This is a genomic window from Streptomyces coffeae, from assembly GCF_016741875.1.
Taxonomy (GTDB): domain Bacteria; phylum Actinomycetota; class Actinomycetes; order Streptomycetales; family Streptomycetaceae; genus Streptomyces; species Streptomyces coffeae.
In genome coordinates this window covers 1-11,002 of the sequence record NZ_JAERRF010000066.1, presented here as the reverse complement: position 1 = coordinate 11,002, position 11,002 = coordinate 1, and the positions used below count along the sequence as shown (strand labels likewise).

At 66.5% G+C, this 11,002-nt stretch carries 14 protein-coding genes and 3 pseudogenes; 5 read left to right on the top strand and 12 right to left on the bottom strand.

Going from position 1 to position 11,002, the window contains the following annotated elements; all coding sequences use genetic code 11:
• Positions 1-43 precede the first annotated feature (43 nt).
• Positions 44-328 (top strand): transposase, encoded by a 285-nt coding sequence (locus tag JK363_RS40490; RefSeq protein WP_307822091.1) that lies wholly within the window; start codon positions 44-46, stop codon positions 326-328.
• 128 nt (positions 329-456) lie between these two features.
• Here the strand turns inward: JK363_RS40490 and JK363_RS40485 are convergent, their stop codons facing one another.
• A complete protein-coding gene (locus tag JK363_RS40485) occupies positions 457-885 on the bottom strand; it encodes a nuclear transport factor 2 family protein (protein ID WP_201883339.1) in 429 nt (142 codons plus the stop codon).
• A 1,433-nt stretch (positions 886-2,318) separates the two neighbouring features.
• Here JK363_RS40485 and JK363_RS40480 point away from each other — a divergent pair.
• On the top strand, positions 2,319-2,966 hold the full coding sequence (locus tag JK363_RS40480) for a DUF1707 SHOCT-like domain-containing protein (protein WP_201883338.1): 648 nt from the start codon (positions 2,319-2,321) through the stop codon (positions 2,964-2,966).
• A gap of 58 nt (positions 2,967-3,024) precedes the next feature.
• On the opposite strand, the pseudogene JK363_RS40475 reads toward JK363_RS40480, so the two are convergent.
• The 6 genes and pseudogenes from JK363_RS40475 to JK363_RS40455 all read right to left on the bottom strand — a co-directional run.
• Positions 3,025-3,288: pseudogene (locus JK363_RS40475) on the bottom strand (ATP-binding protein); the annotation flags it as partial.
• Between the two features lie 36 nt (positions 3,289-3,324).
• Complete coding sequence (locus JK363_RS44965; RefSeq protein WP_372444954.1) at positions 3,325-3,630, bottom strand: hypothetical protein; 306 nt, start codon at positions 3,628-3,630, stop codon at positions 3,325-3,327.
• A complete protein-coding gene (locus tag JK363_RS40470) occupies positions 3,627-3,911 on the bottom strand; it encodes a DUF1048 domain-containing protein (protein ID WP_201883337.1) in 285 nt (94 codons plus the stop codon). Before JK363_RS40470 ends, JK363_RS44965 begins: the two co-directional genes overlap by 4 nt.
• A gap of 1 nt (position 3,912) precedes the next feature.
• Positions 3,913-4,269 carry a DUF1048 domain-containing protein gene (locus JK363_RS40465; RefSeq protein WP_201883336.1) on the bottom strand — a complete coding sequence of 119 codons (357 nt, stop codon included), beginning with the start codon at positions 4,267-4,269 and terminating at the stop codon, positions 3,913-3,915.
• Entirely contained in the window at positions 4,266-4,592 is a 327-nt protein-coding gene (locus tag JK363_RS40460; RefSeq protein ID WP_201883335.1) for a PadR family transcriptional regulator, read from the bottom strand. The genes JK363_RS40465 and JK363_RS40460 overlap by 4 nt, the downstream gene beginning before the upstream one ends.
• A 206-nt stretch (positions 4,593-4,798) precedes the next feature.
• Positions 4,799-4,903: pseudogene (locus tag JK363_RS40455) on the bottom strand (IS5 family transposase); the annotation flags it as partial.
• A 37-nt stretch (positions 4,904-4,940) separates the two neighbouring features.
• Here JK363_RS40455 and JK363_RS44960 point away from each other — a divergent pair.
• The gene (locus JK363_RS44960) at positions 4,941-5,180 is read left to right on the top strand and encodes a transposase (RefSeq protein ID WP_372444953.1); all 240 of its coding nucleotides are present in this window, start codon (positions 4,941-4,943) and stop codon (positions 5,178-5,180) included.
• 179 nt (positions 5,181-5,359) lie between these two features.
• A pseudogene (locus tag JK363_RS43555) lies at positions 5,360-5,655 on the top strand (IS630 family transposase); the annotation flags it as partial.
• 37 nt (positions 5,656-5,692) lie between these two features.
• On the opposite strand, the gene JK363_RS40445 reads toward JK363_RS43555, so the two are convergent.
• Positions 5,693-6,190, bottom strand: coding sequence for a GNAT family N-acetyltransferase (locus tag JK363_RS40445; protein WP_201883341.1), 498 nt, complete (start codon positions 6,188-6,190; stop codon positions 5,693-5,695).
• 502 nt (positions 6,191-6,692) lie between these two features.
• On the opposite strand from JK363_RS40445, the gene JK363_RS40440 reads away from it, so the two are divergent.
• On the top strand, positions 6,693-7,190 hold the full coding sequence (locus JK363_RS40440; RefSeq protein ID WP_201883333.1) for a DUF3841 domain-containing protein: 498 nt from the start codon (positions 6,693-6,695) through the stop codon (positions 7,188-7,190).
• A 313-nt stretch (positions 7,191-7,503) separates the two neighbouring features.
• Here the strand turns inward: JK363_RS40440 and JK363_RS40435 are convergent, their stop codons facing one another.
• The 4 genes from JK363_RS40435 to JK363_RS40420 form a co-directional block, all read right to left on the bottom strand.
• On the bottom strand, positions 7,504-8,808 hold the full coding sequence (locus JK363_RS40435; RefSeq protein ID WP_201883332.1) for a glycoside hydrolase family 27 protein: 1,305 nt from the start codon (positions 8,806-8,808) through the stop codon (positions 7,504-7,506).
• Positions 8,809-9,230: 422 nt separating this feature from the next.
• A complete protein-coding gene (locus JK363_RS40430) occupies positions 9,231-9,884 on the bottom strand; it encodes an HAD family hydrolase (RefSeq protein WP_201883331.1) in 654 nt (217 codons plus the stop codon).
• A 42-nt stretch (positions 9,885-9,926) separates the two neighbouring features.
• The gene (locus tag JK363_RS40425) at positions 9,927-10,307 is read right to left on the bottom strand and encodes a hypothetical protein (RefSeq protein ID WP_201883330.1); all 381 of its coding nucleotides are present in this window, start codon (positions 10,305-10,307) and stop codon (positions 9,927-9,929) included.
• Positions 10,308-10,742: 435 nt separating this feature from the next.
• Positions 10,743-10,898, bottom strand: coding sequence for a hypothetical protein (locus tag JK363_RS40420; RefSeq protein WP_201883329.1), 156 nt, complete (start codon positions 10,896-10,898; stop codon positions 10,743-10,745).
• Positions 10,899-11,002: the final 104 nt, after the last annotated feature.

Below are 11,002 nucleotides of genomic sequence, written 5' to 3'. Positions count from 1 at the left end.
CGGCCCCTACCCGACCTCCTCGCCCACCGCGGCGCCGCTGATCGTGGCACGGTTCACCAAAGGCCAGTGCCAGCCCTGCTCGGTCCGCACCCGGTGCACCACCTCACGCGAAAGCGCCCGGAACGTGGGCTTTCCCTCGGCGAAAACTCCGCGACCTGCAAATCCGCGTCCGGACCGAGCAGCAGACACCCGACCGGCAGACCGATACGCCGTTCGCGCCGGAGTGGAGGGCACCGTCAACGAGTTCGCCCACGGACACGGCCTACTGCGGAGCCGCTACCAGCACGGGATCCCCCGGCTGAAATCCTGGCGGGCCAGCAGCGGCTGACCTCGACACCTACAAGATCCCCGACAGAGTCAAGTTTAGGGCGAAAGCTGGAGAACGAAGCCGCCTTCGGCGACTGCCATGAAGTCGGCTTCGCTTATGCGGCTGAAATATCTCGGATGTTTCAGCCGTCAAGCCGATGGCTCAGCCGCCCTGGTGCCGTCACCGGTGTCGAAGAGTCCGTCGGTAACGAACGTTGCATGGGCGGCAAGGATCTTCCAGCCCGCCTGGTCACGGGCCCAGGTCCGGGTATAGCGCATCCGGGCGGCCAGCGGCTGACCGCCAATGGAGCCTTCCAGCGTGCCGAGGAACCAGGTGACACCGGTGTGCTCAGTGGCCAGCACCTGGAGGTCCTCCTCCTCGACGCGGCTCAGCACCTGCTGGCCGGTTTCGTGCGCGCGTAGGTCGTCCTGCTTCGAGTAGAGGTTTCCGTCCGGTCCGGTGAACCGTCCCGTGTCGTCGATGAGCTCGTTCAGTGCATCAATATCGGAAGCGAGCTGGGCGGCCTGGAGGCGCCGTTCGGCCGCGTGAAGGCTTTCGGTGTGGTCGTCGTTCGGCATATTCCCACTATGACGGCCAGACCGCCCGCACTTTCCGCGCTCTGCTCATGGCGAATCCGGGCTCGGCTGCTGAAGGGGCCCGGGACGTCTGCAGAGCCGAGATGATCTTGGCTTGTGACACGTGGAGACCCGCTGGTGAGGAATGAAAGGCAACTGGTACTGACATCGCTCCGAGAGCCGGTGGCGAGCCATCAGCGAGCCACCGGGGAAGAGCGAGAGACAGCGCGGGCCGGGTACCACCACCCCCTCGCGGGGTGGTACCCGGTCGTTGGCCGTTTCGGACCGGTCTATTTGTCGTCGCTGGTGGGTGCGGTGGTGCCGAGCCGGTAGGTGCGGGGGCGTTCGGTGACCGGTTCGGCGATGCCCTGCTTGGTCAGGGTCAACAGCGCGTTGGCCATGGCGCCGGAGCTCTTGCCGACGGCCCGGCTGATGCGGGCCTAAGTCCGGAAAGGGCCTGTTGACCGGATTACGGGAGGACGCGCCTGGTGGGAGCGCATCCCCGCTCGGGCGTCGACGGCTTCTACGACTGTGCGTTGGCGTCGAACCGCCGCTTTGCCAGGATGCGCCGGTTCCCGCCCGGAGCCGGCCGGATGGTCAGCCCAGTGCGGGGCGTGTGCGGCGTGCGGTGTGTGCCGGCCCGTCCGCTGTGGTGAACCAGAACAGGGCCGCGCACAGGAAGGCCACTTTCGCGAAGGCCAGCGATTGTGTGACGGACTCGTCCCGCGCGCCGGCGACGAGCGCGCCGGCCGCTGACAGTGCCAGGGCGACCGCCGGCAGCGCACGAGGGGGCCGCGTGACGCCTGGTGCGTCGGCCGGTGGCTGCAACCGAGCCGCGAGGCTGTAGCAGGCGCAGGGAGGGGATAACTGATCCGCGGTAGCGGTAGCGTGTGGTGTGCACTCTCGCCGGGCTGAACAGCTCCCGTTCCTGGCTGGCCGGCCACCAGCCTCGGCCGCAATAGCAGCGGCGCAGCTGCTTCCTAGTTCATTCGAGGGTGTTTGCGCCGAAGCCACCAGATGACCCGACCCCAGACGTACGAGCTCATGTGCCGGCCGTCCTGGCCGTGCGCGACGAGTTCATCGACACCGACAGCGTCAGGTACTGACGGAGGAGTACGCGTGACGAGCACCATCCGGTCCGCCGGCCTGGCGGATTCGATCAACGCGACGCTGGCCGACCTCCTGGAACAGGATCCGGGACTGCTGCTGGCCTGACATTGTTCAGCGGCCCCAGCATGTTGGTCTGCGGTGGCCCCGCTTGGTGAAGGTTCTGTACATTTCGGACGGGGTGAAGCGACCCCGGGAATGGTGTGAACTGGCCCCGACGATGCGGTCGTTGTCGCGCGCCGGGATCCATGTCGCGATATAGCGTTAGTCTTCTACTCGCGCCGCTGCCTGCGTCGCGCGGAGACGTTCGACAGGACCAGGACGGAAGCATGTCGGGAGAGATTTCGCCCACCGGGAAGCGCTCCGGCCCCGGCTCGTCGCCCGAGCTGCGAGCCTCTCATGCGGACCGGGACCGGGTGGTGGATGTGCTGCGCATCGCGGCGGGAGACGGCCTGCTGACCGCGGACGAGTTGGACGAGCGCCTGGAAGCTGCCCTGTCGGCGCGGACTCTGAACGAACTGGCCGCGCTCACCACTGACCTGCCGCCCGTCGGCGCGACGGGAGCAGAGGCCAAGGACGTAGTCCGGATCGAACAGGTCCACAGCGGCGCGATCGAGCGCGTGGGCCGCTGGGTGCTACCGCGGAGGCTGGAGCTCGCGGTGACGTATTGCGAGGTGACGCTTGACTTCACTGACGCAGTGATCACGCACGACACCTTGCGGATCGACGTGGGCATGACGGGAAAGACCCTGACGCTGGTCACGAGGCCGGGCATCGTTGTCGATACTGATGGTCTGCAGCTGGCACACAGCAGGGTCAAGTACCGCCAGACTCCGACGAATCCTGATACGCCGGTCACTTTGCGAGTGGAGCTGGTCGGTCAGAAGGCTCACGGCCGCGTGGTGGTGCGGCCTCCGCGTCGGTCATTCTGGCAGTGGCTGCTGCGCAGGCCCACGGCCCTCTCTGCACGTGATTGATTCCATCGTTGTGAACTGCCGACGGGGCGGTCGCTGCGGTCTCCTGAACTGGGCGACGCTAGGACTCGGTCCCAGTCTCGATCAAGGTGGCGTTGAAGGTGAGCCGGTCCACGATCGCCGCGCAGAGCCGCGGGTCGGTGAAGGTGCCGCTCCAGCCCGTGAAAGCCTCGTTGGACGCGACCGCGATGCTGTTCTTTTCCTCACGCTCGGTGAGAACTTGGCAGAGCATCTCCGCGCCTCGGCGGTCCAGTTCGAGGTAGCCGAGTTCTTCGATTTCGAGGAGGTCGACGCGTCCGTAGCGGGCGATCGTCTTGCCCAGTTGTGGACTTCCGTCGCATGAGCGATCAGCATCGCCTTCTCAGGCGATCTTGCGGAGGTGGGAGGTCATAGCAAGGGTGTACGCCACGACGAGGATACCGACGCACCAGGCGACGGCGGTCCAGGCGTCGCTACCGACCGAGTGTTGGGTGAACAGGTCGAGGATCGTGTTGACGAGGGGCGTCACCGGCTGGTGATTGGCGAAAGCCTCCACCGGGGCGGGCATGGTCTTGGTGGGCACTATCGCCGAGCTGAGGAACGGCAGGAAGATGAGCGGGTAAGCGAAGGCACCCGCGCCCTCCGCTGATTTCGCGGGCAGGGCGGCCATGACGGCGATCCACGTCAACGTTCCGCGTTGGCGCGCGAGCCCTTGACCAGGTCGTCGCAGAAGGCAGCGACGTCGTTGCCGATGAGTTCCAGGACTCCCTTGCCGGCCGCCACGCCCTCCTCGAAGAAATCGACAATCCCTGAGAGCAAGTGCCCGTCAGGCAGGTCGATCGGTCCGACCTTGAAGAGGTACCTCTGAATCTCCTTGTAGACGATCTGGTAGTCCGGTGGCAGCGCCTGGACCCGCGCCATGTGCGTTCGCCACTGCTTCTTGCCCTGGATGATGTTTTGGATGCCCACGTCAGCCTCCTAGCTGGCTCAGTTTCTTTGCGACGTTCCTGTTCAACTGCTCGCGCCATCGGTCGCGATAGCTCCGAGCCCCTTCTCCGCCGGTCAGCGCCGCGCAGAAGCCATCGATGTCGTCGCTGAGTACCTCGTGAATGCTCAGCCCATCCGCCGCTGTTTCTTCGAGCAGCCCCAGGACGCCATCAAGAATCGGCATCAGGTTGCGACCCGTGAAGTCCGAGTGGGGGGAGACGCTAACCTTGATCTGATCCCACGCCGCCAGGTAGTCGGCCGGCAATGCCTCGGCCCGGGCTTCGAACGCCTTCCATTCCCTCGTGAGGTCGCTGCCCGTAACGGTCTCCCAGAAGTTCATCGCCCGCCCTCCTTGAGATTGTCGATTCGTGATGAGAGGTACTCCCATTTCGCCCAGAACGTCGCGAGTTCTTCGCGCCCTGCGTCGTTGAGCGCAAAGAACTTGCGTGGTGGACCCAGTCCGGATGGTCGTTTCGTCACCTGGACGAGCCCGTTCCTCTCCAGTCGCACCAAGATGGTGTAGATCGTCCCCTCGACGACGTCGGCAAAGCCAAGTTCGTTCAGTCGACGCGTGATGGCGTACCCGTAGGTCTCCTCGTTGCCGATGATTTGAAGCACGCAGCCCTCAAGCGTGCCCTTCAGCATCTCCGTCAGATCGTCCATCGCGAGCCCTCTTCGGTCTTCTAGTACTACGTAGTACCAAGTACCGCTACACGGTATCACAGAGTAGTGGCCCCATGCCCAGTAAGCGGGGCCCATGTCCTCGCCTACCGGCAGATGCGTTTGGTGTCGGTGGTTTGCGTTTGCTCCCAGGTCAGGTTCCGCGCCAGTTCGGGGGGCTCGCCGGTGAGGCGGCGGGCCATGAGGTCGTTGGCAGAGGTCTTGATGGTCTGGGAGTCCAGGACACAGGTCGACGGCTCGCCGCTGCGGCCCTCGGCCTCGCGGACCAGGTGCCGCAGCAGGCCGGTGAGCTGACCTGAACCGGATTTTGTAGCGGCCCTGAAGCCAGGCATGATCGCCTTGGCAGATGGGAGATCACAGGTCCGATGCCTGCACCACGGAGGTATCCGGACGAGCTGCGTGAGCGGGCCGTCCGCGAAGTCCAGACCTCCAGACCTCCGGCCGCCCGGTCGCCCGGTCGCCCACGTGACCCGTGACCTGGGCATTCACAAGGAAGCTTTGCGGGGCTGGGTCCGCCAGGCGGAGGCAGACCAGAGCAGTAGGCCCGATCTGCTGACTACCGCTGAGTGAAGTGAGCTGGCGCAACTCCGCAGGGAGGTAGCCGAGTTGCGGCGGGCGAACGAGATTCTCAAGGCCGCCGGCGTGCTTTTCGCGAAGGAGCTCGATCAGCCCCGCACGAGGCCGACGCGATAATCAACCACCTCCGCGACGACTTCGGGGTCGAGCCGTGTGCCGGGAGCGTACCCAGTGCGGACATCCGCCGCTGGGCGGAGAAGAACAAGGCCGAGTTGTGCTTCACCTCGACCTACGCATCCTGGGCCAACCTCATTGAGGCCCACTTCGGCCCGCTGCGGCAGTTCACCCTGGCCAACTCCCACCACCGCAGCCACCCGCGCAGACCTGAGCCCTGCACCGCTACCTGCGCTGGCGCAACGCCAATGCCCGCCACCCCGACGTGCTCACCGCCAAGCGCAAGGAACGCGCCCGCGTCCACAGCGAGAGGGGCATCGGCTGGGGCGGACGCCCCCTCACCGCCGCAGCCTGACGAGTCAGGAGACCCCACCGCGCTGTGGCGGCGGAGATCAAACGGTGGCCAGGCTCTTTGCCAGGACCCGTTCCCTGCGAACGCCATCGGACAGGAGATCGCCGGGCTCACCCGTGTCTGTGAAACCGTGCCGCTCATAGAGCGCAACCGCCATGCTGTTGTCCGGCATCACGGACAAGCGCAGCGTCCTGGCACCGCGATCCGCACCCCACCGCTCGACCGCCTGGATCAGGTAGTCACCCACGCCTTGGCCCCGAGCCGCAGGGTTGACCCACATCGAGATCAACTCCACGTTCTCTGCGCCCTCGCCCGGAACTCCGCTGACCATGCCCACCGGAAGGCCGTCGAAGAGCGCGACGAGATTGTGCGCGCCAGGAATCGACAGACGGGCACGCCAGCGTTCCTCTCGATCGCCGGAGCCTTGCCACTCGGCCAGCGTCGATCCGAACGCATAGGGCGCCTCAGCAAGCGCTGTCAGTCGCAACTCCCGCCAAAGGGGCCAGTCGTCCGATTCCAAAGTGCGCAGTTCAAGCATGATCCAGACCTTCCCCGACCGCCGGGGCGACAGCAAGCTGATTACGGCCACGCCAACGAGGCCGGTCAGCCCGGCGACCAGCCGAACCCGGCGAGGAGCGAAGAACTCATAAACCCCGCGGGTCGCGGAGTCCCGGTGAACCTTTCCGGTCACGGCAGCAGCGTCCTCCCCGCGGACGGGGGGTGTTGCGAAGAACAGATCGACCGGGCGACGTGCCGCCCGGTCGGGCATATACGGCTCAGATCGTGACGTAAACCGTGGAGCGGCTTCCTACGGGCCCGCGGCCTCGTCCTGCTGTCTTCGCTACTGCTGTAAGCCTTGCTGGAGAGCCTGCCCTGATTTCTGCAGGGTGATGGGGAGCCACCTGGGCAACGGGAATGGGAGCCACGTTGCTCCGTTCGTGACGGGGATGGAGACCGCTACAGGTTCGTGATCGGCAATGAGAATGGGAGCCACCCCTATCGTGTGGGCACGTGCGGTAGGCGCCCGTCAGAATCAGGCCATGCGTTTGTGGACAGTGCAGCCCCGTGCGGTCGTCGAGGGGCTGGAGAGAACGGGTCTCCTGGTCGGGGATTGGAAGCATGTGGAGCCCTCCTGGCGCCCGGCCTATGAGGTGATGACCGACGAGATGCGCCGACGCGGTATCGACTGCGAAGGCCGGCCGCCGGTATGGGCATGGGTGGGTGCCGACAGCGGCGAGGAGAATGTGCTGGTGACGGCCCGCATGCTGCTCAGTGACGAGCAGATCGACTCCGGAGTCGTCGTTCTTGACCTGGACGTCCCGGACAACCTCGTTCTGCGAAGCTCGTACTCCCAGTGGAACGAGCTGCTCTCCGGGGTTCTCTCAGGCGAGCAGTCCCCGGCAATGGCCTGGTCCATAGATCCGGAGGAAGAGGACACCACGGAGGAATTCCAGGTCCAGGCGTGTCTGCCCATGCTGCGTCGCGGCTGGGTTCGCGGAATCCGCCCGATCAACCCTCCATGTCTCCTGAACGACTGAGATCGCGTGTCCAGGCCCCTTGCGAGGTCGCGGTCCAGGGCCAGGAACTGCGGCACGCAGACGGTGGCCAACTGCGCGGGCGAGAGACCGGGACGTCCGTCCCGCGGGTACCAGTGGGCGAAGTCCTCATCGCGCACCACAGGTCGTCCAGCCGGTCTCTCACCCGCATCGCCGTCGTCCTACTCGGTCTCCGACAGCGTCAAGCTAGCTCTGGTTGGCGCCGCCGTTGCAGGACCAAATCTCGCTCTTCGTACCGGGGAAGGTCTCGTCGTTCCTGGCGTTCAGGCATCGACCGGACGGTATGGAGAGGAACTCATTCGTCGGGGTCTGTGGCGGGGGGCCGCGGGCTCACCCGGTAGAGCACGGTGCCGCCGGCCGGAACGGTGGCGCTGATGGTGCCGTCGGTGCTGACGTGGCTGGTGTGCGCCCACAGGTCGTTGAGGTTGTAGCCAGCGCTGCTCGCCGGGAGGCCGGCGGCCGTCGCGGTGGTGGAGATGACGGCCTGGGAGGACGTTTCGTTGAACAGGGCCACGGCGACGTCGCCGTTGGCCAGGGGGCGACGCAGCACGTTCAGGCCGTTCTCGGTGGTGATCGCCGTGCCCTGTTCGCCACGGCTGTCCTGATTGACGGCGATGACGTCCTTGTTGAGGTAGACGCTCAGGTCCTGGTCGCTGATGGGGAAGCCGGAACTGCCGGCGGCCGCGGGGGTACGCAGGTCGGCACCCGAGATCAGCGGGGCCGCGAGCACGGCGGCGACCGAGAGCTCGGACTTCTCCTGGTCATAGGTCAGGCGCTTGTTGGGGTCGTTGGAACCCGACGCAAAAGCGTAGTTTCCGGTCCCCAACATGTCGATGTCGTTCCATCCGCCGGGACCAGCCCACTTCGCCTTGTCCAAGTCGGTGTGGATGAGCCGTTTGAGGCCGTCGAAGGACGCGTCCCGGTCCCCGTCGATGCGCCACATGTTGGCCACGCTCTTGCCCCACTCCCAGGGAGACTCGCCTTGGGCCGCGGGCTGGAGCGAGAGGCTGAAGACGATCGGACGGCCGGTTCGCTCGAGGGCGTCGCGCATGGTGCTGTCCCGGGTTTCCAGCGGCAGCTTTTCGTCGCCGGGCCGCTGATCGGGGTCGCTGGCCGTGCAGTTGTCGTACTTGAGGAAGTCCACGCCCCACGAGGCGAAGGTGTCGGCGTCCTTCTGCTCATAACCAAGACTTCCGGGGAAGCCCTGACACGTGTGGTACGTCGGGCTCTCGTAGACGCCGAACTTCAGGCCCTTGCCATGTACGTATGCGGCGAGTTCGGCCATGCCGTGGGGGTACTTGGCCGCATCGGGGACGAGGCGCCCTTCGGAGTCGCGGGACCGTTCCATCCAGCAGTCGTCGATGGTGAGGTACTGGTAGCCGGCGTCGCGCATGCCACTGGATGCCATGAAGTCGGCGGTGTCCTTGACGATTTGCTCGGTTGCGTTGCAGCCGAAGGTGTTCCAGCTGTTCCAGCCCATCGGTGGGGTGCGGGCCAAGTCGTTGTCCAGGGCCTGGGCGGGGCCTGCGGTGAGCAGGGGGACGCCCAGTGGGGGGAGCATGAGGGATACGGCGAACAGCAGACGGGAGAGCACACGCATGGATGCCTCCGGTAGGGAGTGGGGGGAGTGGGGGGCGGGTGGATCCCGGCCGTCGAGCCGGGGATCCGGGTGCGTTGGATCGGCGGGAGCAGCACGGTCTTGAGGACCGCTCTGCTGCGGACCTCAGCTCTGCGTGCAGCAGGGTGACCCTGCCCACCTCGGTCCAGGTGGTCGTGTCGGTGGAGTAGTCGGTGCGGCGGATGCGATGTCTGACGCGGTGCGCAGGCAAGCGAACCAAAATCAACATAAACAGTCAATGCCAGCAGCAATTCACCGTGTGATCGAGTCAGTTCAAACAAGATCAAACGCATCTCAACGTCTGTGCTGCCCGCGGCGGCCCTCTCCGCGCGCTCGGGGGGCGCTCGGTCAGGGCTCTTGCGAATCGAGGCCGATCCGTGATCCCCGATGGGATCGCCGCGGGGCTACTGGGTGCCGTCGTGGATGACCGGAATCAGGGCCTCCAGCGAAGTGATCGACGGCACGGAGCTGTGTTGTCCGGGGCCGCGGGCGATGGTCACCCCGCCGTAGCCGAGTGCGATGGCTGCCGCCACCAGCTCAGGGTCGTCGTCGACGAACAGACAGTCGCCCGGCGGCAGGCCAAGCCCGTCGCTCCCGGCGTGATACATCCGCGGGTCAGGCTTGTTGCATCCGAGGACGGCCCACTCGCGCAGCCCGAGCCGGCGGTAGAGGTCTTCCAGGGTCGGCCAGTTGTCCGACACCACGGCCATGCGCACTCCTTGTGCGCGGAGCTGCTCCAGCACCCCCGGGGCTTCGGGGAACGGCTCGACCGGTGGTTCGGTGGCGGGTTCTTCGAGCTGCTCCAGCAGGGTCGCGGGAGGATGGTGGGCGCCCAGCGCCCGCAGGATTGTCCGGTGGTAGTCGGTGCGGTTCGCCGTGACCGAGGCTGCTTCGAGCACCCGCTGGCCGGCCAAGAAGGCCTCCGGGAAGGCTTCAGCCGGGATCTCCGGCAGGTGTCGGAGCACGATCTGCTCGAAGTCGTAACGCGGGTTCCATCGGCCTCCCCTGGGGCGGATCAGCGTGTCGCCGGAGTCGAAGAGCACGCCCTGGAACCTCATGTCGGTCACCTCCGGGCCGGTAGCGTACTCATGTCCGGCCGTCTAGGGAGTCGGCGGCTGCTCGTTGCCGGTGCGGATGGTGTCCGTGAGCTGAGTCAATGGGATGAAGCCGTCTGCGGCGCCAAGCTCGCGTGGGGTGGGTCCGGCGGGGGTGGGGACGTCCGCGAGGCGCTCGGCGAGGGCGGTGACCGCTTCGAGGTCGCCGTTGAGCGCGTCGCGTTTGTCGTCGGTGAGGTCGAGCTGCTTCAGCATCTGCGTGATGCCGTCCTTGACCGCGAGCAGCTGCCCGCGGCTGGAGTTCTTGGGGACGTGGAACGGGCAGCTCCGTGAGGCTCGCAGTGGCGGCCAGGCCCCGCTGCTCGCTGCTGCTGCGGGCTTGAGGGTGGCCAGGCCGGCCGCAACGAGGACGAGTGCGGTGAGCACGGCGCAGCCCGCGAGGACCAGGCGGCGCCGACCGGCAGGATGCTGCTGGACCTGGGCACTGGCCGCGACGAACTCGGCCTCCTCGGCGGGTATTTCGGGGACGCCGTGCGCCGATCCACCGCCGCGCCTCCACGATCTGCTACGGGCGCTCCGCTACCGCGGCACCGTTGTATCGAACCGCCCGGCGAATCCGCTGCTACCGCCGCTGGCCGACGGGGAAGAAGCTGCGACGCGAGCGCGAGCCGATGCTGGTTCGGCCGGGGTCTCAGCCGGCTTGCTGAGACCCCGGCCGAACCAGCGAGAGCCGTCCTCCGCCATGTGGCGGCCAGGAGCAGCACAGCAGCGCGATGAACAGCGTCATGGCGCTGAAGAACACGAGGCTGCCGCGGCCGAGGCGTGGGTGACCGGTGTTCCGCCCGCGCGGGCGACTCTGTATCAGATGACACCGGGCAGGCCGGAGGTCCGTCGCCCACGGGCAGCCTGATACAGAACCATCCGGAACTGCGACCTGCGCTTGTGGATGGTTGTGTTGATGAGATTCAGCCGCTCGGCGATCTTGGTGTGCGAGAAACCCATGACCGTCAGTCGCACGGCGCCGCGGATCGCGCTGGGGCGATCGGTGTGAAGGCGGCGGCGGTCTCAGCAGCACGTACTCTTTCGCCGCGCCCGCAGCCGCCGACTTTTTGCTGGTGGGC

Bases quoted from the DNA above. Each gene is read 5' to 3' on its own strand.
- JK363_RS40485 (WP_201883339.1), bottom strand. From the start codon at position 885: ATGCCGAACGACGACCACACCGAAAGCCTTCACGCGGCCGAACGGCGC.
- JK363_RS40465 (WP_201883336.1), bottom strand. From the start codon at position 4,269: ATGAACTTCTGGGAGACCGTTACGGGCAGCGACCTCACGAGGGAATGG.
- JK363_RS40435 (WP_201883332.1), bottom strand. From the start codon at position 8,808: ATGCGTGTGCTCTCCCGTCTGCTGTTCGCCGTATCCCTCATGCTCCCC.
- JK363_RS40445 (WP_201883341.1), bottom strand. From the start codon at position 6,190: ATGCTTGAACTGCGCACTTTGGAATCGGACGACTGGCCCCTTTGGCGG.
- JK363_RS44960 (WP_372444953.1), top strand. From the start codon at position 4,941: ATGATCGCCTTGGCAGATGGGAGATCACAGGTCCGATGCCTGCACCAC.
- JK363_RS40440 (WP_201883333.1), top strand. From the start codon at position 6,693: ATGCGTTTGTGGACAGTGCAGCCCCGTGCGGTCGTCGAGGGGCTGGAG.
- JK363_RS40460 (WP_201883335.1), bottom strand. From the start codon at position 4,592: ATGGACGATCTGACGGAGATGCTGAAGGGCACGCTTGAGGGCTGCGTG.
- JK363_RS40430 (WP_201883331.1), bottom strand. From the start codon at position 9,884: ATGAGGTTCCAGGGCGTGCTCTTCGACTCCGGCGACACGCTGATCCGC.
- JK363_RS40480 (WP_201883338.1), top strand. From the start codon at position 2,319: ATGTCGGGAGAGATTTCGCCCACCGGGAAGCGCTCCGGCCCCGGCTCG.